The sequence below is a fragment of the Pseudomonas sp. DWRC2-2 genome (assembly GCF_049897885.1).
GTDB classification, from domain to species: Bacteria; Pseudomonadota; Gammaproteobacteria; order Pseudomonadales; family Pseudomonadaceae; genus Aquipseudomonas; species Aquipseudomonas azotoformans_A.
The window spans coordinates 68663-90915 of sequence record NZ_JAFCXD010000002.1; the positions used below are offsets into that span (position 1 = coordinate 68663).

Sequence of the window (22253 nt, forward strand, 5' to 3'; positions counted from 1 at the left end):
GGTGGTTAAAGGTGCAATAGCGTCTGTGAGTGCCCCGGGTATATACGATGCGTTACGGGATCCACCCACCTCGGGCGAGCGTTCAAGCAAAGATGCAAAAAAACAGGAATCTTTACTGCAGTCCGATTGATCTCCTTCCAGGCCGTCGGAGCGAAGATCTGCATTTCTGTCGGAAGAAGAATATTCTTGAATTCGCATAGAGTGCCTATTGAATGGACGTCTGCAGATGGTTTTGATGAGGCAGATGCGTACGTGTATCCGCGTGAGTTGAGTGGTTACCTCTCGGGCTGATGAGCCTGAGAGGTAAATAGCTTTTATTGGAAACCTTTGGCAGCCTGGTTGATACCAGAGATCAATTTCGCTTCAAGCTGCTTTTTAGTCGTATAGTCGTTGATTTTCTCTCCTTGCTCGAAGTTGTCCTCTGCAGTGCCTGCGCCAGTACCGGTTGCGGCTTGGTTATACGCAGAAGCGGCGTATGGGCTACCAAACTGGTTTGGCGATGGATATCCGTTGATGCTGGACATAGGGAGTACTCCAAAAGTGATTTTCAAAAAGTGATGCATTAGGCGTTGATTAAAATGCAATGACCCTATCAGGTTTTCTTACAAACTAATCTCCGCATCAGATGTGTGGTACACAAAGGGGAGCGGTTCCATGATGTCGTTAATTAAATGTTTCAAGATTTTTACGGTGGAAGGTTTTAGGTTTGATTGCTGAAAGCCATTAAGGCGTAGAGGTACATAGTGTGCGAGCGTCGTAAGTCTATTGCGGGGGGATGCAAGTTTCTTGATTAAAGCAAAATCTCAAGTTGTTTCATTCTGTAATACAACGTGCGCTTGGGAACCCCTAATTCCATAGCCACATCATCTACACAGTGCCGATGTCGGCGTAGTGACTCTTCAATCAATGTTTTTTCAATTTGCTGCAGGCGTGTTTTCAGGTTCGTCTGTGTATCAGCCTGGTCAATCATGGGGATCAAAAGCGGTGGCAACCCCAATACGAACCGTTTGGCGGTGGAGCGCAACTCGCGTACATTGCCCAGCCACGCGTGGCACAGCAGTTGTTGCAACAGTTCGCCAGGCGGGGGCGGAGCACTACATTTGAACTGATCGGCCTCCTCGCGAATCATTTTCAGGAACAGGGGAATGATATGTTCACGCCGGTTTCGGAGTGCCGGAAGTTGGATGTTCACGACACTCAGGCGAAAGTAAAGATCGCGCCTGAAGGTGCCGTTCTCGACCATCAGGTGCAACGAGTGCTGTGCCGACGCGATGACGCGCATGTCTACCGCGATGAAGCGAGTCGAGCCCAGGCGCTCAACACCACGCGACTCCAGCACACGTAGGAGCTTCGCCTGCAGGTTCAATGGCATGCTGTCGACTTCATCCAAGTACAACGTGCCTAAATGAGCCGCCTCGACGAATCCCGCCCGTGATTGCATGGCTCCCGTGAAGGCGCCGCTGTTGACGCCGAACAGCTGGCTTTCCGCGAGGCTTTCCGGAATCGCTGCGCAATTCACCGCGATGAAGCTCCCCCGTCGCCCGGATAATCGATGGATTCGCTGCGCTAAGGTGTCCTTGCCGGTTCCCGTTTCTCCCAGCAGCAAAATATCAATATTGAGCGGGGCAGTGCTGCTCAGTATTTCTTCAATATCGGGACCTTCAAGCAGTGAATCATCCGCTTCATTGTCCATAGTGTCAGAGGCCGACATTGAATGATTACTCCATAATCGTTATTGCTTCACTATTGATATGTAGACTCGATTCAGTAGATAGAATTTTATAAGTGTTGTCACTTGTTGTTGAACCTGCGAATTGCCAACATTGTGTAGGATAAGTTTGGTTTTGACTGGGATTTATGTTTTTGTAATGAGGCGCGTCGGTGTAAGTAGGAGAAGTCTGAAGTTGTTCGATGTTTGGTGTGCGTATTATTGAGCCCCGATAAACAACGCCCACAAAAAAGCCGATGCAATGCATCGGCTTTTTATTCGCGGTATAAACCGCAGGTAACGCTTACACGTTAAAACGGAAGTGCATCACATCGCCATCTTTAACAATGTATTCCTTACCTTCCAAGCGCCACTTACCCGCTTCCTTGGCACCGGCTTCACCCTTGAATTGGATGAAGTCGTTGTAGGCGATCACTTCGGCGCGGATAAAGCCTTTTTCGAAGTCGGTGTGGATCACGCCAGCGGCCTGTGGTGCGGTAGCACCGACCTTGACGGTCCAGGCGCGGACTTCTTCGACACCAGCGGTGAAGTAGGTCTGCAGGTTGAGCATTTCGTAGCCCGCGCGGATCACGCGGTTCAGGCCAGGCTCTTCCAGGCCCAGGGCCTCGAGGAACATGTCTTTTTCTTCGCCGTCATCCAGCTCGGCAATTTCTGCTTCGATCTTGTTGCACACGGGCACCACGATCGCGCCTTCTTCGTCGGCGATGGCCTTGACCACGTCGAGCAGCGGGTTGTTTTCGAACCCGTCTTCGGCAACGTTGGCGATGTACATGACAGGCTTGGTAGTGAGCAGGTGGAAGCCCTTGATCACCGCTTTTTCGTCGGTGCTCATGTTCTTCATCAAGCTGCGCGCAGGCTTGCCTTCGGTGAAGTGAGCGATCAACTGCTCCAGCAGGCCTTTCTGGACAACGGCATCCTTGTCGCCACCCTTGGCGTTGCGCGCGACTTTCTGCAGTTGCTTCTCGCAGCTGTCGAGGTCGGCGAAGATCAGTTCCAGGTCGATGATCTCAATGTCGCGCTTGGGGTCGACGCTGTTGGAGACGTGAATTACGTTCTCATCTTCAAAGCAGCGGACCACGTGGGCGATGGCATCGGTTTCGCGGATGTTGGCCAGAAACTTGTTGCCCAGGCCTTCACCTTTCGACGCGCCAGCCACCAGGCCCGCAATGTCGACGAATTCCATGGTGGTCGGCAAGATGCGTTTTGGATTGACGATGGCCGCCAGGGCGTCCAGGCGTGGATCCGGCATCGGCACGATACCGCTGTTGGGCTCGATGGTGCAGAAGGGGAAGTTCTCCGCTGCAATACCGGACTTGGTCAGAGCGTTGAACAGGGTGGATTTGCCGACGTTGGGCAGGCCGACGATGCCGCAATTGAATCCCATGGTGTTTCCCCTCGGTAAGAGTCAGGCCTTCTGGCTGTGCAGGTTTTTCATCGCGCGGTTCCATTCACCGGCGAAGATATCCGGCAGCACGCCGAGGGCAAAGTCGATGCTGGCATCGAGTTTTTCCTGTTCGGCGCGTGGCGCACGACCCAGGACGAAATTTGAAACCATACTGGCAACGCCTGGGTGGCCAATGCCGAGCCGCAGACGGTAGAAATTATTCTGATTACCCAGCTGCGCGATGATGTCGCGCAGGCCATTGTGCCCGCCATGCCCGCCGCCCAGCTTGAGCTTGGCAACACCGGGTGGCAGGTCCAGTTCGTCATGGGCCACCAGGATTTCCTCGGGTTTGATCCGGAAGAAACCCGCAAGCGCCGCGACAGCCTGGCCGCTGCGGTTCATGTAGGTGGTGGGAATCAGCAGACGAACATCCTGACCCTGATGCGAGAAGCGCCCGGTCAGGCCAAAATATTTGCGATCGGCCACCAGGTTCACACCTTGCGCGTGGGCGATACGCTCAACAAAAAGGGCCCCCGCGTTATGCCGGGTCTGTTCGTATTCGGCGCCTGGATTTCCCAGGCCAACGATCAGTTTAATGGCAGTCACGACAGGGGCCCTTCCTTTGGAGTTGTGGATAACATCACCGCAACCAAGTGTGCGGCGAAAGTGGACGACAGAAGCTATTTACTCAAGAGTAAACGCCGCGTTATCGCCCGCTTTCTCGCTACGTTCCGGTCCGCGATGTTTCCTCAAGCTCCGGCAATACAGAGTGAATTACTCTGCAGCGCCTTCTTCTTCAGCTTCTGGAGCAACGCGTGGAGCGTGAACGTTGGCAACAGCTTTGTCATCACCGTGAGCCAGTGCAACAAACTCAACGCCTTTAGGGGCTTTGAGGTCGGACAGGTGAACGATAGCGCCGATTTCCAGAGCCGACAGGTCGACTTCGATGAACTCAGGCAGGTCTTTCGGCAAGCAGGTCACTTCGATTTCGTTCAGGACGTGCGAGATCTCGCCGCCTTTCTTGACCGGAGCTTCTTCACCAACAAAGTGCACAGGCACGATGGCGGTCAGTTTCTGGCCAGCTACAACGCGAACGAAGTCAGCGTGCATGATGAACTGCTTGGACGGGTGACGCTGCATCGCTTTAACGATGACGTTCTGCTTGGCACCGTCGACGTTCAGCTCGATAACGTGGCTGTAGGCAGCTTCGTTTTCGAACAGCTTGGCGATTTCCTTGGCCAGGATGGTCACGGATTCAGCAGGCTTGTTACCACCGTATACAACGGCTGGGATGTTGGCGGCGTGACGCAGGCGGCGGCTCGCACCTTTCCCCAGGTCAGTACGCGCTTGAGCGTTCAGAGTAAAGTCGTTCATGTTGTATCTCCAAAATAGCCATCATCGAGCGGCGTTTGCGACCAGCGCCGTACTCGACATGGGCAAAAAAGCCCCGCCCCAACAGAATGTCGGGGCGGGGCGCTTTTCGTCAGTGGGATGTGCCGAAGGTTTGACCCTTAGCGGAACATCGCGCTGATCGATTCTTCATTGCTGATGCGGCGGACCGCCTCGGCAACGACCGGTGCGATATCCAGTTGACGGATACGCGCACAGGCTTGAGCAGCGGCGGACAACGGGATGGTGTTAGTCACCACCAGTTCGTCCAACACGGAATTCTCGATGTTCTCGATCGCTCGGCCCGACAGCACAGGGTGTGTGCAGTAGGCGAAGACTTTAGCCGCACCGTGCTCTTTCAAGGCTTTCGCCGCGTGGCACAGGGTGCCGGCGGTGTCGACCATGTCATCAACCAGAATACAGGTACGCCCTTCGACATCACCGATGATATGCATCACTTCAGAGTGATTGGCTTTCTCACGGCGTTTGTCGATGATCCCGAGGTCCACGCCCAGGGATTTGGCAACAGCCCGTGCACGCACGACGCCACCAATGTCCGGGGACACGATCATCAGGTTTTCAAAGCGCTGGTCTTCGATGTCATCCACCAATACGGGGGAGCCGTAGATGTTATCTACCGGAATATCGAAGAACCCCTGGATTTGGTCAGCGTGCAGGTCAACCGTGAGAACACGGTCGATACCTACCACGGTCAGCATGTCAGCGACGACTTTCGCGCTGATAGCCACACGTGCGGAACGCGGACGGCGATCCTGACGGGCATAACCAAAGTAAGGGATTACAGCTGTGATTCGAGTCGCTGAGGAGCGGCGGAAGGCATCAGCCATCACGACGAGTTCCATCAGGTTATCGTTGGTCGGAGCGCAAGTCGGCTGAATAATGAAGACGTCTTTACCGCGGACGTTTTCATTGATCTCGGCTGTAATTTCACCGTCGGAAAACTTACCGACAGAGATGTCACCGAGAGGGATATGCAGCTGACGTACGACACGCCGAGCCAGATCGGGGTTAGCATTCCCCGTAAAGACCATCATCTTGGACACGCGCAGTACCTAGAGGCTGAGGGTAACCTGGATGAGTATAGAAAATGGCAGGGGCGGCTGGATTCGAACCAACGCATGGCAGGATCAAAACCTGCTGCCTTACCGCTTGGCGACGCCCCTGTATCTGTTGCAACGAGTGCCTAACACTCGGTTCCTTTAGAGCAGACTTTGCAGCTTGCGATGCAACATCGAAACGTTGCTTCCCTTTGCTACAAACCCTGTAAGGGTCTCTGTAAGAAGGGCCGAGACTTTATCAGCTTCAGCTTTGCTTGGGAAGCCCCCAAACACACAACTTCCAGTTCCGGTTAATTTTGCTTCGGTAAATTTACCTAACAAATTCAAAGCGTTACGTACCTCTGGATAACGCCTTGCTACAACCGGTAAGCAGTCATTTCGACTGTTTCCCTTGGGAACGGGGCGCACTTTAATGGGAGAAGAGTTACGTGTCAACAACGGATCTGAAAAAATTTCTGCTGTACTTACAGATACTTGCGGCACAAGCACGACATACCATGGCTCTTCGGGGTATTCCGGGGTGAGTTTCTCCCCCACGCCCTCGGCGAAAGCCGCGTGCCCACGCACGAAAACCGGGACGTCGGCGCCCAGTGTCAGGCCCAGCGCGGCCAGGCGATCATCGTCCCAACCCAGTTGCCACAAGTGATTCAGGCCCAGCAATGTGGTTGCGGCATTCGAGCTGCCGCCGCCGATTCCGCCACCCATGGGCAAAATTTTATCGATCCAGATATCGATGCCGAGCTGGCAACCGGATTGCTCCTGAAGTTTTTTCGCCGCCTTCACGATCAGGTTGCTGTCGTGAGGCACGCCTTCGAATTCGGTATGCAGCTTGATCATGCCGTCGTCGCGCACGGCGAAGGTCAGCTCATCGCCGTAGTCGAGGAATTGAAACAGCGTCTGCAGTTCGTGGTAACCGTCTTCACGGCGACCGAGGATGTGCAGCATCAGATTGAGTTTTGCCGGGGAGGGCAGGGTCAAGGTTTGTACAGTCACGTTATTGCCCCAGCTTGCGCGGTTGCCAGTCCTTGATCACCAGCGTGACGTCAAGGTCGGGGCCATGCAGTTTGATGCGCTCGGGCAGCCAATAACCGCTTTGCTCTACGTAGCTCAAATACTCTACCTGCCAGCCATCCTGCTCCAGCGTGGCCAGGCGGCTGTCACCATTGAGGCTCAGGCGGCTCTTGCTGTCAGGCGCGGGCAGGCCGCGTACCCACCAGACCAGGTGAGATACGGGCAACTTCCAGCCAATCTGTTCTTCCAGCAGCGTTTCCGGCGAAGTCGCTTCATAGCGCCCCTGATTGGCCACTTCGAGGCTGACTTGCCCCGGTCGACCGGTCAGGCGCGCTGCGCCACGCCCCAGGGGGCCGGACAGGCGAATATCGTAGTAATCCTGGCGTTGCAGCCAGAACAAGGTGCCGCTGCCGGAATCTTTCGGCGCGCGAACCCCGACTTTGCCTTCGATCTGCCAGCCGTCGATGCTGCTGAGCTGATCTTTATGCTGCTTCCATTGCGCCGGGTTGCCCTGGCCTTCAACGGATTCACGGGCGCCGAAACCCGCGCAACCGGCGAGCAGGGCGATGAAGCTGAAAACGACAATGTGGCGCAAGAACATAAGCTTAAAGGGTCTCGGATCCGGTCAGGCGCTTGATGGTGCCGCGCAGGATGGGGCTTTCGGGTTGTTCCTTGAGGAATTTTTCCCAGATCTGGCGTGCTTCGCGCTGTTTGCCATTGGCCCACAGCACTTCGCCCAGGTGGGCGGCGACTTCCTGGTCGGGGAAGCGCTCCAGCGCCTGGCGCAGCAAGCGTTCGGCTTCGTCGAGGTTGCCCAGGCGGTAATTCACCCAGCCCAGGCTGTCGAGTACGGCCGGGTCTTCCGGGTTGAGCTTGTGGGCTTGTTCGATCAACACCTTGGCTTCGGCGTAACGCGTGGTGCGGTCGGACAGCGTGTAACCCAAGGCGTTGAGGGCCATGGCGTTGTCCGGGTCGCGCTTGATGATCAGGCGCAGGTCTTTTTCCATCTGGGCCAGGTCATTGCGTTTTTCCGCCTGCATGGCGCGGGTATACAGCAGGTTCAAATCGTCGGGGAATTGCAACAAGGCTTGTTGCAGCAGTTTCCAGGCACGCTCGCCCTGATTGTTGGCCGACAAGGTCTCGGCCTGGATCAGGTACAGCTGGATCGCATAGTCCGGCTCGGCATCGCGGGCCGCAGCCAGGCGTTTTTCCGCCTCGTCGGTGCGGCCGTTGCTCATCAGGATATCAGCCTGGCGTAATTGGGCAGGCAGGTAATCATTGCCGGGGCCGACTTGGGCGTATTCGAGCAGGGCGGCCTGTGGATCGTTGCGCTCTTCCGCGATACGGCCAAGGTTCAAGTGCGCCGAGTCCACATGGCTTTCGCGCTGGATCAGCTCTTCCAGGTAACCCTTGGCCTCGTCCCAGGCCTTGGCTTCCAGGCACACCAGTGCCAGGGAATAGCGCAATTCGTCATCGTCCGGGTATTGCTGGACCAAGCTGGCGAACTGCACTTTGGCGTCCTCCATGCGGTCCTGCTCCACCAGCATGCGCGCGTAGGTCAGGCGCAGGCGCTTGTCTTCCGGATACTTCTTGATGCTTTTTTCCAGCAGCGGAATCGCTTCCTTGCCACGATTGAGGTTCTGCAGCAGGCGCGCACGCAACAGGATCGGGGCGATTTCGCCTTCTTCCGGCGGATTCTGCTCCAGCAACTTCAGTGCCGCGTCGGCTTCGTCATCCTGTTGCAGCAGCAAGGCCTTGCCGAAAATCAGTTGGCTGTTCTTCGGGTGTTTTTGCAGCAGGCGGTCGAAGCTCTTCATCAAACCGTTGCGCGTGTCCTGGTCCGTGTCGGCCGCCGACAGCGCGAGAAAGTCGAAATGGGTGTCGCCCTTGCCCTGCAGGACCTTCTCCATATAGACCATGGAGTCGTCATAGCGCCCGGCGCGTGCCAGTTGAACGGCCGCCGCGCGTTGGGCTTCCAGGTCGTCCGGTGCGTTTTGGGCCCAGATCAGCGACGTGTCCAGCGCAGCCTGGTCGGCGCCCAGGTACTCGGCGATGCGGAACGCGCGCTCGGAAATTCCCGGATCCTGGGTGTTGATGGCCTGGGTCACGTAGTTATCCAGCGCAATATCGAAACGATTGCGCTGGCCGGCGAGTTCCGCGCTCAGCAGGCTGAACACCGTTTCTTCAGTGAACGAGGAATAAACCTTGGGCTTTTCAGGGGCGGGGGTGCTGTCTTCCACCGGCGGCGTACCGTCCGGCGACACGGGTGCCATGGCCTGGCAGCCGCTGAGGAAGACAAAAGCAAGGAGCAACGCGGAAGATCTATTCATATAGGAAAAGGACGACTAACCTGCGGTCGGATCATCATGACACAAGCCTTCGGCCAAACATAACCGAGTCTCAATGGGTGCCTTTATAGACACAAGGCATTAGGACAATAGCTTACGGTGGTTGTTCTGAATCTTTCGAAGTAGGACAATTGTCGGCTTCCCGACATCATCAGCGATATTGAATGGCCTTCCTCGCACTCGGTATTAACCACAAGACTGCCTCTGTAGACGTGCGCGAGCGCGTGGCGTTTACGCCAGAGCAGTTGGTTGAGGCCCTGCAGCAGCTCTGCCGGCTCACCGACAGTCGCGAAGCTGCGATCCTTTCGACCTGCAATCGCAGCGAGCTTTATATAGAGCAGGAACATCTTTCAGCGGATGTCGTACTGCGCTGGCTCGCCGATTACCACCATTTGGACCTCGACGACCTGCGCGCGAGCGCTTACGTGCACGAAGAGGATGCGGCAGTTCGTCACATGATGCGTGTGGCGTCCGGTCTCGATTCGCTGGTGTTGGGCGAACCGCAGATTCTTGGCCAGATGAAGTCCGCCTATGCCGTGGCGCGCGAGGCCGGCACTGTTGGCCCGTTATTGGGCCGTTTGTTCCAGGCCACCTTCAATTCCGCCAAGCAGGTACGCACCGACACCGCCATCGGTGAAAACCCTGTATCGGTGGCGTTTGCTGCCGTCAGCCTGGCCAAACAGATTTTCAGTGACTTGCAGCGCAGCCAGGCCCTGCTGATCGGCGCCGGCGAGACCATCACCCTGGTCGCCCGCCACCTGCATGACCTGGGCGTGAAGCGCATTGTGGTCGCCAACCGTACCCTGGAACGGGCGAGCATCCTCGCCGAGCAGTTCGGTGCGCATGCCGTGTTGCTGGCGGATATCCCGGCCGAGCTGGTGCGCAGCGATATCGTCATCAGCTCCACCGCCAGCCAGTTGCCGATCCTGGGCAAGGGCGCGGTCGAGAGCGCCTTGAAGCTGCGCAAGCACAAGCCCATCTTCATGGTGGATATTGCTGTTCCGCGGGATATCGAACCCGAAGTCGGCGAGTTGGACGACGTTTACCTCTATAGCGTCGACGATCTGCACGAAGTGGTCGCCGAAAACCTCAAGAGCCGCCAGGGCGCTGCCCAGGCGGCCGAAGAGATGGTCAGCACTGGCGCCGAAGACTTCATGGTGCGGCTGCGCGAATTGGCGGCGGTGGATGTGCTCAAGGCGTATCGTCAGCAGGGCGAACGCCTGCGCGACGAGGAGCTGATCAAGGCCCAGCGTTTGCTGGCCAACGGCAGCAGCGCCGAAGAAGTGCTGATGCAACTGGCGCGCGGGCTCACCAACAAATTGCTCCACGCGCCCAGCGTACAATTAAAAAAGCTTACCGCCGAAGGCCGCCTCGATGCGCTGGCCATGGCCCAGGAACTCTTTGCCCTCGGTGAGGGCGCGTCAGATAGCTCTTCGGATAAAAAACCGCAATGAAAGCGTCACTGCTCAATAAACTGGACGTGCTCCAGGACCGTTTCGAAGAACTGACCGCCTTGCTTGGTGATGGCGAAGTCATCTCTGATCAGGCCAAATTCCGTACGTATTCCAAGGAGTACGCGGAAGTTGAGCCAATTGTGACCACCTATGGGCAGTGGCTTAAAACTCAGGCCGACCTCGAAGGCGCCCAGGCGCTGCTCAAGGATAGCGACCCGGACATGCGCGAAATGGCCGTGGAAGAAGTCCGCGAAGCCAAGGACAAGCTGATCGCGTTGGAGGGCGACCTGCAACGCATGCTGTTGCCCAAAGACCCGAATGACGGGCGCAACGTATTCCTTGAAATCCGTGCCGGCACCGGCGGTGACGAGGCGGCGATTTTCTCCGGCGACCTGTTCCGCATGTATTCGCGGTATGCCGAGCGTCGCGGTTGGCGGGTAGAAATCCTCTCCGAGAACGAAGGCGAGCACGGCGGCTATAAAGAAGTCATCGCGCGGGTTGAAGGCGACAACGTCTACGGCAAGCTCAAGTTCGAGTCGGGTGCGCACCGCGTACAGCGCGTTCCGGCGACCGAGTCCCAGGGCCGTATCCACACTTCGGCGTGCACCGTAGCCGTGCTGCCCGAGCCGGATGAGCAGGAAGCCATCGAGATCAACCCGGCCGACTTGCGCGTCGACACCTACCGCTCGTCGGGCGCTGGCGGTCAGCACGTCAACAAGACCGACTCCGCCATCCGCATCACTCACTTGCCGTCGGGCATCGTGGTGGAATGCCAGGAAGAACGCTCCCAGCACAAGAACCGTGCACGGGCCATGTCCTGGCTGTCGGCCAAGCTCAACGACCAGCAGACCAGCGCCGCCGCCAACGCGATTGCCAGCGAACGCAAGCTGTTGGTGGGCTCGGGCGACCGCTCCGAGCGCATCCGTACCTACAACTTTGCCCAGGGCCGGGTCACCGACCACCGGGTCAACCTCACGCTGTACTCCCTGGACGAGATTCTCGCCGGTGGCGTGGACGCCGTGATCGAGCCGTTGCTTGCCGAATACCAGGCCGACCAATTAGCGGCGATAGGTGAATAAATGACCATCATCGCCAGCCTGCTGCGCGCCGCTGATCTGCCGGATTCGCCCACTGCGCGTCTGGATGCCGAGTTGTTGCTGGCGGCGGCCCTGGGTAAGTCCCGCAGCTACCTGCACACCTGGCCCGAGAAAATCGTCAGCAGCGAACACGCGCTGGCGTTTGCCGGCTACCTGCAACGCCGTCGCGGCGGCGAGCCAGTGGCGTATATCCTCGGCCAGCAAGGTTTCTGGAAGCTGGACCTGGAGGTCGCGCCCCACACGCTGATCCCGCGCCCGGACACTGAATTGCTGGTGGAAGCCGCCCTGGAATTGTTACCGGCCACGCCCGCCAAGGTCCTTGACCTGGGCACTGGCAGTGGCGCCATCGCCTTGGCCTTGGCCAGCGAACGCCCGGCCTGGCAAGTCACCGCCGTCGACCGTGTGCTGGAAGCCGTGGCCCTGGCCGAGCGCAACCGTCAGCGGTTGCACCTCAATAACGCCACTGTGTTGAACAGCCATTGGTTCAGTGCGCTGCAAGGTCAGGCCTATGACCTGATCATCAGCAACCCGCCGTACATCGCGGCCAACGATCCGCACCTGGTGGCGGGCGATGTGCGCTTTGAGCCGGCCAGTGCATTGGTGGCTGGCCATGATGGCTTGGACGACCTGCGCCTGATCATCAAACAGGCCCCCGCTCATCTGAATGCGGGCGGCCGCCTACTGTTGGAGCATGGTTACGATCAGGCCCCGGCTGTGCGCGACCTGCTGTTGAGTGAAGGTTTCGAAGACGTGCACAGCCGCATCGACCTCGGCGGCCACGAGCGCATCACCCTGGGACGCCGGCCGTGCTGACCGATCAGGAGCTGTTGCGCTATAGCCGACAGATTCTGTTGCAGCATGTCGACATCGACGGCCAAATACGCCTGAAAAATGGCCGAGCCTTGATCGTCGGCCTCGGTGGCCTGGGCGCGCCCGTTGCGCTGTACCTGGCGGCGGCGGGCGTGGGCGAATTGCATCTGGCGGACTTCGACACCGTCGACCTGACCAACCTGCAACGCCAGATCATCCATGACACCGACAGCGTCGGGCAGACCAAAGTCGATTCGGCCCTGCGCCGCCTGACGGCCATCAACCCCGAAATCACGTTGATTGCCCACCGCGCCGCGCTGGATGCCGATTCACTGGCAGCAGCGGTCGAAGCGGTGGACGTGGTGCTTGATTGCAGTGACAACTTCTCCACCCGCGAAGCGGTCAACGCGGCTTGCGTCGCGGCCGGCAAACCTTTGATCAGCGGTGCCGCCATTCGCCTTGAAGGGCAACTGTCGGTGTTCGATCCGCGCCGCGCCGAGAGCCCGTGCTACCACTGTTTATATGGGCACGGTAGCGATACCGAACTCACCTGCAGCGAAGCCGGCGTGGTCGGCCCGCTGGTGGGGCTGGTCGGTAGCCTGCAAGCGTTGGAAGCCTTGAAACTGCTGGCCGGTTTCGGTGAGCCCCTGGTGGGCCGTTTGTTGCTGATCGATGCCCTGACCACGCGTTTTCGCGAGTTGCGCGTCAAGCGTGACCCCGGTTGCAGCGTGTGCGGGAAGCAACATGGTTAAGGGCGCGCCAATCGGTGTGTTCGATTCCGGTATCGGCGGGTTGACCGTGCTGGACGAAATCCAGCAACTGCTGCCCCACGAATCACTGCTGTATGTGGCCGATTGTGGGCACATCCCCTACGGTGAGAAAAGCCCGGCATTTATCCTTGAGCGTTCGCGGCGGGTGGCGGCGTTTTTCCGGGAGCAGGGCGCCAAGGCGTTCGTGATTGCCTGTAATACCGCCACGGTCGCCGCCGTTGCCGACTTGCGTCTGGATTTTCCCGATTGGCCGTTGGTCGGCATGGAGCCCGCCGTCAAGCCCGCAGCTGCCGCTACCCGCAGTGGCGTCGTCGGCGTGCTTGCCACCACCGGCACGCTGCAAAGCGCCAAGTTCGCCGCCTTGCTCGACCGCTTCGCCACCGATGTGAAGGTCGTGACCCAGCCGTGCCCGGGCCTGGTCGAGCTGATTGAAAGCGGTGACCTGAACAGCCCAGCCCTGCGCCAGATGTTGCAGGGTTACATCGAACCGCTGCTCAGCGCCGGCTGCGACACTATCATTCTTGGTTGCACCCACTATCCCTTCCTCAAGCCACTCCTGGCGCAGATGCTGCCTCCCAGCATCATCCTCATCGACACCGGCGCCGCCGTGGCCCGCCAGCTCAAGCGTCTGCTGGGCGAGCGCGACCTGCTGGCCGACGGCAATCCTGAACCCGCGCAGTTCTGGACCAGCGGCGATGTGTATCACCTAAGAAATATCCTACCGACACTATGGAAATATCCGGGCGATGTGCGAAGCTTCGCTTCGTGAAAAATTCGTGAAATGCCGACGTTATTAGCCGGAACTTCCGTCTATTCGCCAGCTTCTATAGCGAGTTAGCCTGTACAAAACCCTATAACTTCGTTTGGAAAGGATGTTTCTTATGAAGCGCTTGTTCTGTTTGGCTGCGATTGCGGCCGCTGTAGTGGGGCACTCTGTTTCGGCGCAGGCCGCTGGCCTGGAGTTCGGTGTGGGGAGCACCAGCGATTCGACCATGACCTATCGGCTGGGGCTGACATCGGACTGGGACAAAAGCTGGTGGCAGAGCGATACCGGTCGACTGACCGGCTACTGGAGCGGCGCCTACACCTATTGGGACGGTGACAAGCGCGCCAGCGTCAGCAGCCTGTCGTTCTCGCCGGTGTTTGTGTATGAGTTTGCCGGGGAGAGGGTCAAACCGTACATCGAAGCGGGGATTGGCGTGGCGTTGTTCTCGCGCACCAAAGTGGAAGACAACAACATCGGCCAGGCTTTCCAGTTCGAAGACCGCTTGGGCTTCGGCCTGCGCTTTGCGGGCGGACATGAAGTGGGCATTCGTGCCACGCATTATTCCAACGCGGGCATCAGCAGCAACAACGATGGGGTAGAAAGTTACTCGGTGCACTACACCCTACCGCTGTAACCCCACAAAGAACTGTGGTGAGCGAGCTTGCCTCGCGCGGGGCAAGCCCGCTCACTACAAAAGCCAAGGGATCAGCGGTAGGCCGTTGCGATCCCTTCGCGCTCGGTCAGGCACTCCGGCGCCCCCATCTCGAACTCCCGGCAGATCAGCGGCCGTCGCTCGTAGATCGTGCACATCATCGTGTCCCGATCCAGCGCCGCGCACCAGCCGTCGTCCAGGCGCAGCATCACTTCTCCGCCCCAGTCATCGGTATCGATATAGCGTTCCGGTACACCGGTGTCGGTGATCAGCATGACTTCCAGCTGGCAGCAGCAGGCCGCGCATGTCGAGCAGGTGACGGCGGGTTCGGTGATTTGGGTGTGGGGGATGTTGGTCATAGGCGCGCAGTGTAAGGCAAGCGGGTGATGCAGGTGTGAAACGACTGACAGGCGTCAGCGCGCCAGTCGGTGCAGGCCTACAAACACCGCCGCCCACAGCAGCGCCAGTAAGGCCATCGTGGGGGTGAGGCCGAAACCGAACTGTACGCCGGCCAACTGGCTACCGGCATAGTAAGAGAGCGGGCCGCCCACTGCGCCGAGTACAGCCGCACGCCACCAGGGGCGAGCGCTCCAGGCCAAACAATGGCGCAACGTGGTCGCCAGCAACGCCCATAACAGGATCAGCCAGAAGGGAATCATCGGGCCCGGTTCAGTGAAATGAAACACGCCCAGCGTGCGCAACGCCGTATCCAGCAGGGTGCCCACTACCGTTACGCTGAGGATCAGCCTGCCGTCTTCAGCCCAAGAACTTATCCACAGCAGATGAATGGCGAGTACGGCCAGCCCTACCAGCAGCCACACGCTGTCACCGCCGAGCACACACGCAAACCAACCGCACTGAAACAGCACGGCGTTGGCCAGCGTCTTAAGCACTGAAGCGCCCGAGCAGCGGCGGGTTGATCGCGGACGGCTTGGCCAGCAGCAATTGCGCGGTGCCGATGGTGCGCTCCATAAAGCCACCTTCGCAGTAGCACAGGTAGAACTCCCACAGCCGCAGGAAGTATTCGTCGTAGCCCAATTCTGCAAGGCGGCCGTGGGCGCGGCGAAAGTTCTCATGCCACAGGCGCAAGGTTCGCGCGTAGTGCAGGCCAAAATCTTCCATGTGCAGCAAGTTCATATCGGTGTCGCGGCTGACGATCTGCAGCATCTTTTGCACGCAAGGCAGGGCGCCGCCCGGAAAGATGTAGCGCTGGATAAAGTCGACGTTGGTTTTGGCTTGCTCGTAGCGTTGGTCACGAATGGTGATGGCTTGCAGCAGCATCAGGCCATCGCTCTTGAGCAGGTGCGCGCACTGTTTGAAGTAAGTCGGCAGAAAGCGATGGCCCACCGCCTCGATCATCTCGATGGACACCAGCTTGTCGTACTGGCCAGTAAGGTCGCGGTAATCCTGCAACAGCAGCGTGACCTGGTCCTGCAAGCCCAAGGCCGCGATGCGTTTTTCGGTGTAGGCAAACTGCTCCTTGGACAAGGTCGTGGTGGTGACCTTGCAGCCATAATGCTGCGCGGCATACAGCGCCATGCTGCCCCAGCCCGTGCCGATCTCCAGCAAGTGGTCGCTCGGCTTGAGCGCCAGCTTCTGGCAGATGCGCTCCAGCTTGTTCAGTTGCGCCTGCTCCAAAGTGTCGTCGGCGGTCAGGAATTGCGCCGCCGAGTACATCATGGTCGGGTCGAGGAATTCTTCGAACAGGTCATTGCCCAGGTCGTAGTGGGCGGCGATATTTTTCTGCGATCCCTTGCGTGTATTGCGGTTGAGCCAGTGCAGGCCCTGGGTGAACGGACGGGCCAGGCGAGCGAGGCCGCCTTCCATCGCGTCAAGCACGTCGAGGTTGCTGACCATCACGCGAACCACTGCCGTCAGGTCCGGGCTGCTCCAGTAACCGTGGATAAATGCCTCACCGGCGCCGATGGAACCGTTGGCCGCCACCAGGCCCCACACGGCCGAATCAAGGATCTGGATTTCGCCCAGCAGGTGCGCTTCGCGTGCGCCGAAGACTTGCCGCTCGCCGTCCTCGATCACCACCAACTGGCCATGGCGCAATTGGCTGAGTTGACGCAGCACGCCCTTGCGCAGCAGCGCGGCAGTCATGCCGTTGACGTTCAGGCGATGGGTCTTGACCGATAAGCTAGGGGATTTCATGGCGGCGATCCTTGGTGTACCCGACTGCAGTGCGAGAGGCGCCATCGGCGGCCCGGTGGGAAAAAATCGGTGTGCGTTTGAGCAACAGGCGCAGGGCCTGCCAATAGATCGTGAGGCAGGTCTTGGCGGTCATCCACGGAAAACGCCATAGGTAGCGGTGCAGGCTAGCGCGGTTGAGCGTTTCTTTTTGCAGGCTCAAGGTCGCATCGAAGACTTTCAGTTCGCCCTGCCAATCGGCCATATGCACGCCGAGTCTGGCGGCGGGCGGGCTGAAGCTCATGCGGTATTCCAGGTCGCGCGGCAAGAATGGCGACACATGGAAGGCCTTGGCCACGGCGAAGTGTTGGTGCTCCTCCGCAGCCAGGGCCTGGGCCGGCAGCACGTAGTGATAACGCTCGCGCCACGGGGTGTTGGTCACTTCACACAGGATCGCGGCCAGACGTCCGTCGGTCTCGAAGCAGTAGAAGAAACTCACGGGATTAAAAGCCAGGCCCCAACTGCGGGCCTGGGTCAGTAGGCAGATAACGCCCTGGGGTGTGTGCCCCAGTGCCTTGCCGACTTCCTGGCGCACCGCATCGCTCAAGCTGATGCCGGTGCGCGTCAATTCACGCAGGTAGTCCTGCTGGCGAAAACCGAAGGGCGCCAGGCGGCTACGCCCGGCCAGGGGCGAAAGGCCAAGCACTTCGTGTTCTTCGCTCAGATCCAGGTACAGCAAGCCAATGCGGTAGCGAAAGGCATGGGCCTTGGGCGCAAACCGGCGATGGGCAATCCAGCCGCTGTACAGGGCGCTGTTCACAGGGTTTCCCCAAAGGCTTGGGCCACGTGCAGCGCGCTGACCACGCCGTCTTCGTGAAAACCGTTGGCCCAATAGGCGCCGCAATAAAAGGTATTGCGCACGCCCGAAATTTCTTCCCGACGCTCTTGGGCGGCCACCGCCGCCAGACTGTATTGCGGGTGGGCGTAGGTGTAGCGGGCGAGCACCTTCAGCGGGTTGATCATCGGCGTCTGGTTGAGGCTGACGCAAAAGGTGGTGGCGCTGTCGATGCCTTGCAGGATGTTCATGTCATAGGTCACGGCCGCCTGCTTCTGCGCCGTGCCGCTCAGCCGGTAGTTCCAACTGGCCCAGGCCAGTTTGCGGTCGGGCAGCAGGCGGGTGTCGGTGTGCAGCACCACATCGTTGTCGGCATAGGGCAGGGCGCCGAGGATGTCTTGTTCGGCCTGGCTCGGGTCGGCCAATAACGCCAGGGCTTGGTCGCTGTGACAGGCGAAGACCACGCGATCGAATGCCTCACTGCCGGCCAGGCTGTGGATAACCACGCCGTCGTCGCTGCGCTCGACGTTATGCACAGGGCAATTGAGGCGGATCTGTTCACGAAAGCTGCGGGTCAGCGGTTCGATGTAACGGCTGGAGCCCCCCTCGATCACGCACCATTGCGGGCGGTTGTTCACTGACAGCAAACCGTGGTTCTTGAAGAAACGCACGAAGAACTGCAAGGGGAAACCCAGCATGTCGGCCAGGGACATCGACCAGATCGCCGCGCCCATCGGTACGATGTAATGGCGGATAAACCGCTCGCCATAACCGTTGGCGTCGAGGTAGTCGCCCAGGGTCATCTCAGCGCTGATGCGCTGTTCCTGCAGGTCGAGCGGCGCCTGGCGATTGAAGCGCAAGATGTCACGCAGCATGCCCCAGAACCCCGGCGACAAAATATTGCGACGCTGGGCAAACAAGCTGTTGAGGTTATTACCGTTGTATTCGAACCGAGTGTTCTCCTCGCACACCGAGAAGCTCATCTCGGTAGGTTTGAACGTCACCCCGATCTGCCCCAACAGGCGGATGAAGTTGGGGTAGGTCCAGTCGTTGAATACGATGAAGCCCGTATCCACCGCATAGCTTTTACCCTCGACGGTCACGTTGACCGTGTGGGTATGCCCGCCGATGCGGTCGCCCGCTTCGAACAGCGTGATCTCATGCTGGCGGCTGAGCAGGTAGGCACTGGTCAGCCCCGCGATGCCGCTGCCGATGATGGCGATCTTCACAGGTCGTCCTTTTTCGGCGGTGGGCTGCGCAGCATGCGCTTGCCGATGGCTAATTGTGCGCGGTTCGGCAGTTTCGACAGCGGCCAGAGGGTGGCGATAAACAGCGCGGGAAACGCAATCTCCAGCGGACGCTTTTCCAGCTTGTTGAAGATATGTTTCGCAGCCTTGTCCGCCGGCCAACTGAGTGGCATGGGGAAGTCATTGCGTTCGGTCAGCGGCGTGTCGACAAAACCCGGGCTGATCACGGTGACGTCGATATTTTCCGACGCCAGGCTGATGCGCAAGGATTCGAACAGGTAGCGCAGGCCGGCCTTCGACGCGCCGTAGGCTTCGGCGCGGGGCATCGGCAGGTAGGTCACGGCGCTGGCGACTCCCACCAGATGTGGCGTGTGCCCTGCGCGCAACAGTGGCAGCGCGGCTTCGATGCAATAACTGCTGGCCAGCAGGTTGGTGCGCACCACGTGTTCGATAATCGATGAATCAAACTGCCGCGCGTCTACGTACTCACAGGTGCCTGCATTGAGGATTACGGTGTCCAGCGAACCCCAGACCACGCCAATATGTTCACCGATCTCGCGCACGGTCTGGCTGTTGGTCAGATCGCCCGCGACTACCAGCACTTGGCCGGGGTAACGCTGCGCGAGCGCTTCCAAAGGCCCTTTGGTGCGCGAACTCAGCGCTACATGGGCGCCGCTGTTGAGCAACTCCACGGCCAGCGCGGCCCCGATGCCACTGCTGGCGCCGGTCAGCCAATAACGACGGGGCACTGTGCTGCTCATCCCATTCTCCTTTTCAGCCAACTGATGACGCTGCCCAGTACGGGCAAGTGTTCGTACAGCAGGGCGCCGGCATCGAAGTAATCTCGATGGCGGTATACCTTGTCACGCCACATCAAGTGCGAGCAGCCTTCCACGCGGATGACCTTGCCGCCCGCCAGGCGCGGGTGGCAGAAACTCATTTTCCAGCGCAGGTAACCTTCGCCTTCGGCCACCTGGTCGAAGCCGTGGAAGTCGAAGCGCAGTTGGCTGACGTTGCTGTACAGCTCTGCGAAGTAGCGGTGCAGGGCTGGCAGGCCATGCACTTCGTGCAGCGGGTCGGCAAAGGCGATGTCCTGGCTGTACAGGTTGTCGAGCAAATGCAGGTTGTGCTTGTCCAGCGTGGCGAACGCCTGGGCGAAGCGGCGCAGGAAATCACTCATGTTCGCCCCCGACAGCTTGGCGCGAAGGCAGGCTGCGGAAGGCGGCCAGGGCGCGTTCGCGGGATTTCTTCAGGTCGACAATCGAACGCGGGTAGTCGGCCACGCCGAACAAGCCGCCGACGGTTTCGGGGTTGTGCACTTCTTTTTTATTCAGCGCGGCCAACTCCGGCAGCCAGTACTTGATGAAAATGCCTTCGCTGTCGAATTTCTCCGACTGACTCAACGGGCTGAATATCCGGAAGTACGGTGCCGAATCAGTGCCGGTGGACGAGCTCCACTGCCAGCCGCCGTTGTTGGCAGCGAGGTCGCCATCGATCAAGTGGCGCATGAAGAAACGCTCGCCTTCGCGCCAGTCGATCAGCAGGTTCTTGGTCAGGAACATCGCCACCACCATGCGCAGGCGGTTGTGCATCCAGCCGGTTTCGAGCAGTTGGCGCATGGCGGCGTCGATGATCGGCAGGCCGGTACGCGCTTCCTGCCAGGCGGCCAGGTCCTTGGGCGCGTTGCGCCAGGCCACGGCTTCGGTTTCTGGGCGAAACGCACGGTGACGGGAAACCCGTGGGTAACCCACCAGGATGTGCTTGTAGAACTCTCGCCAGAGCAGTTCGTTGATCCAGGTGATGGCGCCCATGTCGCCACTTTCGAACTCGCCGCCGTTGGTTTGCAGCGCGGCATGCAGGCACTGGCGCGGCGAAACCACACCCGCCGCGAGGTAGGCGGAGAGCTGGCTGGTGCCGGGCTTGGCGGGGAAGTCGCGCTCGTCCTTGTAGTAGCTGATTTGCTGGTCGGCGAAGGCGTCGAGGCGACGTCGGGCTTCGTCTTCACCGGCAGGCCAGAGGGCGCGCATGCTATCGCTGGGTGGTTCGAAACCTTCGACCGTATTGGGGACTGGGTCGCTTTTCAACTTGATCGGTGCCTGGGCCTTTGGCGCTGCGACGATACGTGGCAGGGCGCTGTGCAGGCGGGTGTAGCAAACCTTGCGGAACTGGCTGAACACCTGGAAATACGTGCCCGTCTTGGTCAACACGCTGCCGGGTTGGAAGAACAGTTGATCAAGGTAGCTGTGGAATGTCACGCCATCGGCTTCCAGGGCCTTGGACACAGCCGCATCCCGACGACTTTCGTGGATGCCGTATTCCTCGTTGACGTGGACCGACTCAACCGACAGTTCACGGCACAGTTTGCTCAATACGTCGGGCGCCTTATCCCAGGTGGCCGCAGTGCGAATCAGCAGGGGGATGTTCCGCGAGCCCAGCGTCTTGCTCAGGTCTTGCAGGTTACGTAGCCAAAAGTCGACTTTGCACGGCGCATCGTCGTGGGCGAGCCATTGCTGCGGCGTGATCAGGTACACGGCGGCAATCGGTCCTCGCTGGCTCGCGGTGGCCAGGGCGGTGTTGTCGTGTAGGCGCAGGTCGGTGCGCAGCCAGATCAAATGCATTTAAACGAGTCCACGCTGGATCAATAGCTGGTGGGCCGACAACAGCTCTTCGGCGACGAACAAATCAGGGATGTCCTGGGTTAATACGGTCAACTCGGCCTGGTGGATGCATACCGTTGGTCCGACCATCAATTTTGGGCAACTGACGCCACTCAAAAGTTTTGCGAACACTGACAGGTGGAGCGCCTTGCTCGAATACAGCAGCACCGCGCGCGGTTGCAGGTGTTCCACCGCAAGGGCCAGCTCACCGGCAGGCAGCGGCCAGTCGAACACTTCCACCGGGCAATCGGCGCTGCTGGCGAGCCAGGCGCTGAGCCACAGGTGCGGCTCCAAGGGCAGGTCGGATTGATTCACCAGCAGCAGCGGCGCGCCATGCAGCTGGCGATTGTTGTGATAGATGCGCGCACCAAACTTGCTACGCAGCCAGGACAGGAAAAACACCCGCTCCATCTGTGCGCCGAACTGGCCTTGCCAGCGTTGTTCCAACTCCTGCAGCAATGGCAGCAGCAGTTGCTCGCACAGTGTGCGCGGCGGGTATAGCGCCATGGCTTGGTTGAAGGCGTCATCCACCCGGCGTTCGGCCAATTCGCTGATGGCTTGCACAAGGCTCTGGCGCAGGGTGTGCCATTCGTTTTCCACGGCATCGGGAACGCTGAGTGCTGAGTCGATCAGGCTTTTGACCTGACTCACTGGCACGCCGCGATTAAGCCAGGTGAGGATGGTGTGGATGCGTTGTACATGTTCGGCGCTGAACAACCGATGGCCCTTGGGCGTGCGCTGGGGCACGATCAGGCCATAGCGGCGTTCCCAGGCGCGCAGGGTCACGGCGTTGACGCCGGTCTGGCGCGCCACCTCGCGGATCGGCAGCCAGCCGTCTTCGAGGGCTTGGGCGATGTCTTCGCCGGGTTCGTCTTGCAGGGCAGCTTTCATG

24 protein-coding genes and 1 tRNA gene are annotated in these 22253 nt (G+C 59.4%); 6 read left to right on the plus strand and 19 right to left on the minus strand.

Annotation, left to right across the window (positions count from 1 at the left end; all coding sequences use genetic code 11):
* Positions 1–314 precede the first annotated feature (314 nt).
* The 10 genes from ACP7EW_RS08760 to ACP7EW_RS08805 form a co-directional block, all read right to left on the minus strand.
* Positions 315–524, minus strand: a complete 210-nt coding sequence (locus ACP7EW_RS08760; protein ID WP_426216526.1) for a hypothetical protein — start codon at positions 522–524, stop codon at positions 315–317.
* Positions 525–790: 266 nt separating this feature from the next.
* Complete coding sequence (locus ACP7EW_RS08765) at positions 791–1711, minus strand: sigma 54-interacting transcriptional regulator (RefSeq protein WP_426216528.1); 921 nt, start codon at positions 1709–1711, stop codon at positions 791–793.
* Between the two features lie 301 nt (positions 1712–2012).
* A complete protein-coding gene (gene ychF, locus ACP7EW_RS08770; protein ID WP_426216530.1) occupies positions 2013–3113 on the minus strand; it encodes a redox-regulated ATPase YchF in 1101 nt (366 codons plus the stop codon).
* 21 nt (positions 3114–3134) lie between these two features.
* Positions 3135–3719 (minus strand): aminoacyl-tRNA hydrolase, encoded by a 585-nt coding sequence (gene pth, locus ACP7EW_RS08775; RefSeq protein WP_010213318.1) that lies wholly within the window; start codon positions 3717–3719, stop codon positions 3135–3137.
* A gap of 168 nt (positions 3720–3887) precedes the next feature.
* A complete protein-coding gene (locus ACP7EW_RS08780) occupies positions 3888–4487 on the minus strand; it encodes a 50S ribosomal protein L25/general stress protein Ctc (RefSeq protein ID WP_034102008.1) in 600 nt (199 codons plus the stop codon).
* A 137-nt stretch (positions 4488–4624) separates the two neighbouring features.
* Positions 4625–5566, minus strand: a complete 942-nt coding sequence (locus ACP7EW_RS08785; RefSeq protein ID WP_003171603.1) for a ribose-phosphate pyrophosphokinase — start codon at positions 5564–5566, stop codon at positions 4625–4627.
* A gap of 45 nt (positions 5567–5611) precedes the next feature.
* Positions 5612–5686: transfer RNA gene (locus tag ACP7EW_RS08790), tRNA-Gln, on the minus strand.
* 36 nt (positions 5687–5722) lie between these two features.
* Positions 5723–6526 (minus strand): 4-(cytidine 5'-diphospho)-2-C-methyl-D-erythritol kinase, encoded by an 804-nt coding sequence (gene ispE / locus ACP7EW_RS08795; protein WP_426218034.1) that lies wholly within the window; start codon positions 6524–6526, stop codon positions 5723–5725.
* A 49-nt stretch (positions 6527–6575) separates the two neighbouring features.
* Positions 6576–7193, minus strand: coding sequence for a lipoprotein insertase outer membrane protein LolB (gene lolB, locus ACP7EW_RS08800; RefSeq protein ID WP_426216532.1), 618 nt, complete (start codon positions 7191–7193; stop codon positions 6576–6578).
* 4 nt (positions 7194–7197) lie between these two features.
* Positions 7198–8922 (minus strand): tetratricopeptide repeat protein, encoded by a 1725-nt coding sequence (locus tag ACP7EW_RS08805; protein ID WP_426216534.1) that lies wholly within the window; start codon positions 8920–8922, stop codon positions 7198–7200.
* 182 nt (positions 8923–9104) lie between these two features.
* Between ACP7EW_RS08805 and hemA the strand changes: the two genes are divergently transcribed.
* The 6 genes from hemA (at position 9105) to ACP7EW_RS08835 (ending at position 14471) form a co-directional block, all read left to right on the plus strand.
* Entirely contained in the window at positions 9105–10394 is a 1290-nt protein-coding gene (gene hemA / locus ACP7EW_RS08810; RefSeq protein ID WP_033896957.1) for a glutamyl-tRNA reductase, read from the plus strand.
* Entirely contained in the window at positions 10391–11473 is a 1083-nt protein-coding gene (prfA, locus tag ACP7EW_RS08815) for a peptide chain release factor 1 (protein WP_033896958.1), read from the plus strand. The genes hemA and prfA overlap by 4 nt, the downstream gene beginning before the upstream one ends.
* A complete protein-coding gene (prmC, locus tag ACP7EW_RS08820; protein ID WP_426216537.1) occupies positions 11474–12304 on the plus strand; it encodes a peptide chain release factor N(5)-glutamine methyltransferase in 831 nt (276 codons plus the stop codon).
* Complete coding sequence (locus ACP7EW_RS08825) at positions 12298–13053, plus strand: molybdopterin-synthase adenylyltransferase MoeB (protein ID WP_426216538.1); 756 nt, start codon at positions 12298–12300, stop codon at positions 13051–13053. Before prmC ends, ACP7EW_RS08825 begins: the two co-directional genes overlap by 7 nt.
* Positions 13046–13840 carry a glutamate racemase gene (gene murI, locus ACP7EW_RS08830; RefSeq protein WP_426216540.1) on the plus strand — a complete coding sequence of 265 codons (795 nt, stop codon included), beginning with the start codon at positions 13046–13048 and terminating at the stop codon, positions 13838–13840. The genes ACP7EW_RS08825 and murI overlap by 8 nt, the downstream gene beginning before the upstream one ends.
* Positions 13841–13952: 112 nt before the next feature.
* Complete coding sequence (locus ACP7EW_RS08835) at positions 13953–14471, plus strand: acyloxyacyl hydrolase (protein WP_426216541.1); 519 nt, start codon at positions 13953–13955, stop codon at positions 14469–14471.
* A gap of 71 nt (positions 14472–14542) precedes the next feature.
* Here ACP7EW_RS08835 and ACP7EW_RS08840 read toward each other — a convergent pair whose 3' ends face one another.
* The 9 genes from ACP7EW_RS08840 to ACP7EW_RS08880 are packed head-to-tail and all read right to left on the minus strand — an operon-like array spanning position 14543 to position 22252.
* Positions 14543–14848: a YkgJ family cysteine cluster protein gene (locus ACP7EW_RS08840; protein ID WP_016977069.1), complete on the minus strand. Its 306-nt coding sequence runs from the start codon at positions 14846–14848 to the stop codon at positions 14543–14545.
* A 54-nt stretch (positions 14849–14902) separates the two neighbouring features.
* Positions 14903–15382 (minus strand): DUF2878 domain-containing protein, encoded by a 480-nt coding sequence (locus ACP7EW_RS08845; protein ID WP_426216543.1) that lies wholly within the window; start codon positions 15380–15382, stop codon positions 14903–14905.
* Positions 15375–16646 carry a class I SAM-dependent methyltransferase gene (locus ACP7EW_RS08850; protein WP_426216545.1) on the minus strand — a complete coding sequence of 424 codons (1272 nt, stop codon included), beginning with the start codon at positions 16644–16646 and terminating at the stop codon, positions 15375–15377. The genes ACP7EW_RS08845 and ACP7EW_RS08850 overlap by 8 nt, the downstream gene beginning before the upstream one ends.
* Positions 16633–17442, minus strand: a complete 810-nt coding sequence (locus ACP7EW_RS08855; RefSeq protein ID WP_426216547.1) for a DUF1365 domain-containing protein — start codon at positions 17440–17442, stop codon at positions 16633–16635. Before ACP7EW_RS08855 ends, ACP7EW_RS08850 begins: the two co-directional genes overlap by 14 nt.
* On the minus strand, positions 17439–18686 hold the full coding sequence (locus tag ACP7EW_RS08860) for an NAD(P)/FAD-dependent oxidoreductase (protein WP_426216549.1): 1248 nt from the start codon (positions 18684–18686) through the stop codon (positions 17439–17441). The genes ACP7EW_RS08855 and ACP7EW_RS08860 overlap by 4 nt, the downstream gene beginning before the upstream one ends.
* A complete protein-coding gene (locus ACP7EW_RS08865) occupies positions 18683–19465 on the minus strand; it encodes an SDR family NAD(P)-dependent oxidoreductase (protein ID WP_426216551.1) in 783 nt (260 codons plus the stop codon). Before ACP7EW_RS08865 ends, ACP7EW_RS08860 begins: the two co-directional genes overlap by 4 nt.
* A complete protein-coding gene (locus tag ACP7EW_RS08870; protein ID WP_038845752.1) occupies positions 19462–19884 on the minus strand; it encodes a nuclear transport factor 2 family protein in 423 nt (140 codons plus the stop codon). The genes ACP7EW_RS08865 and ACP7EW_RS08870 overlap by 4 nt, the downstream gene beginning before the upstream one ends.
* Positions 19877–21322, minus strand: coding sequence for a deoxyribodipyrimidine photo-lyase (gene phrB, locus ACP7EW_RS08875; protein WP_426216554.1), 1446 nt, complete (start codon positions 21320–21322; stop codon positions 19877–19879). Before phrB ends, ACP7EW_RS08870 begins: the two co-directional genes overlap by 8 nt.
* Positions 21323–22252 (minus strand): MerR family transcriptional regulator, encoded by a 930-nt coding sequence (locus ACP7EW_RS08880; RefSeq protein WP_426216556.1) that lies wholly within the window; start codon positions 22250–22252, stop codon positions 21323–21325. It lies immediately after the preceding gene.
* Between the last annotated feature and the right edge of the window lies 1 nt (position 22253).

Coding starts and splice junctions, on each gene's coding strand:
- ACP7EW_RS08865 (WP_426216551.1), bottom strand. CDS start 19,465: ATGAGCAGCACAGTGCCCCGTCGTTATTGGCTGACCGGCGCCAGCAGT.
- lolB (WP_426216532.1), bottom strand. CDS start 7,193: ATGTTCTTGCGCCACATTGTCGTTTTCAGCTTCATCGCCCTGCTCGCC.
- phrB (WP_426216554.1), bottom strand. CDS start 21,322: ATGCATTTGATCTGGCTGCGCACCGACCTGCGCCTACACGACAACACC.
- prfA (WP_033896958.1), top strand. CDS start 10,391: ATGAAAGCGTCACTGCTCAATAAACTGGACGTGCTCCAGGACCGTTTC.
- ACP7EW_RS08870 (WP_038845752.1), bottom strand. CDS start 19,884: ATGAGTGATTTCCTGCGCCGCTTCGCCCAGGCGTTCGCCACGCTGGAC.
- ACP7EW_RS08835 (WP_426216541.1), top strand. CDS start 13,953: ATGAAGCGCTTGTTCTGTTTGGCTGCGATTGCGGCCGCTGTAGTGGGG.
- ACP7EW_RS08805 (WP_426216534.1), bottom strand. CDS start 8,922: ATGAATAGATCTTCCGCGTTGCTCCTTGCTTTTGTCTTCCTCAGCGGC.
- ACP7EW_RS08760 (WP_426216526.1), bottom strand. CDS start 524: ATGTCCAGCATCAACGGATATCCATCGCCAAACCAGTTTGGTAGCCCA.
- ychF (WP_426216530.1), bottom strand. CDS start 3,113: ATGGGATTCAATTGCGGCATCGTCGGCCTGCCCAACGTCGGCAAATCC.
- ispE (WP_426218034.1), bottom strand. CDS start 6,526: ATGCTGCACATCCTCGGTCGCCGTGAAGACGGTTACCACGAACTGCAG.
- ACP7EW_RS08850 (WP_426216545.1), bottom strand. CDS start 16,646: ATGAAATCCCCTAGCTTATCGGTCAAGACCCATCGCCTGAACGTCAAC.
- ACP7EW_RS08765 (WP_426216528.1), bottom strand. CDS start 1,711: ATGTCGGCCTCTGACACTATGGACAATGAAGCGGATGATTCACTGCTT.
- ACP7EW_RS08880 (WP_426216556.1), bottom strand. CDS start 22,252: ATGAAAGCTGCCCTGCAAGACGAACCCGGCGAAGACATCGCCCAAGCC.
- prmC (WP_426216537.1), top strand. CDS start 11,474: ATGACCATCATCGCCAGCCTGCTGCGCGCCGCTGATCTGCCGGATTCG.
- murI (WP_426216540.1), top strand. CDS start 13,046: ATGGTTAAGGGCGCGCCAATCGGTGTGTTCGATTCCGGTATCGGCGGG.
- ACP7EW_RS08780 (WP_034102008.1), bottom strand. CDS start 4,487: ATGAACGACTTTACTCTGAACGCTCAAGCGCGTACTGACCTGGGGAAA.
- ACP7EW_RS08840 (WP_016977069.1), bottom strand. CDS start 14,848: ATGACCAACATCCCCCACACCCAAATCACCGAACCCGCCGTCACCTGC.
- hemA (WP_033896957.1), top strand. CDS start 9,105: ATGGCCTTCCTCGCACTCGGTATTAACCACAAGACTGCCTCTGTAGAC.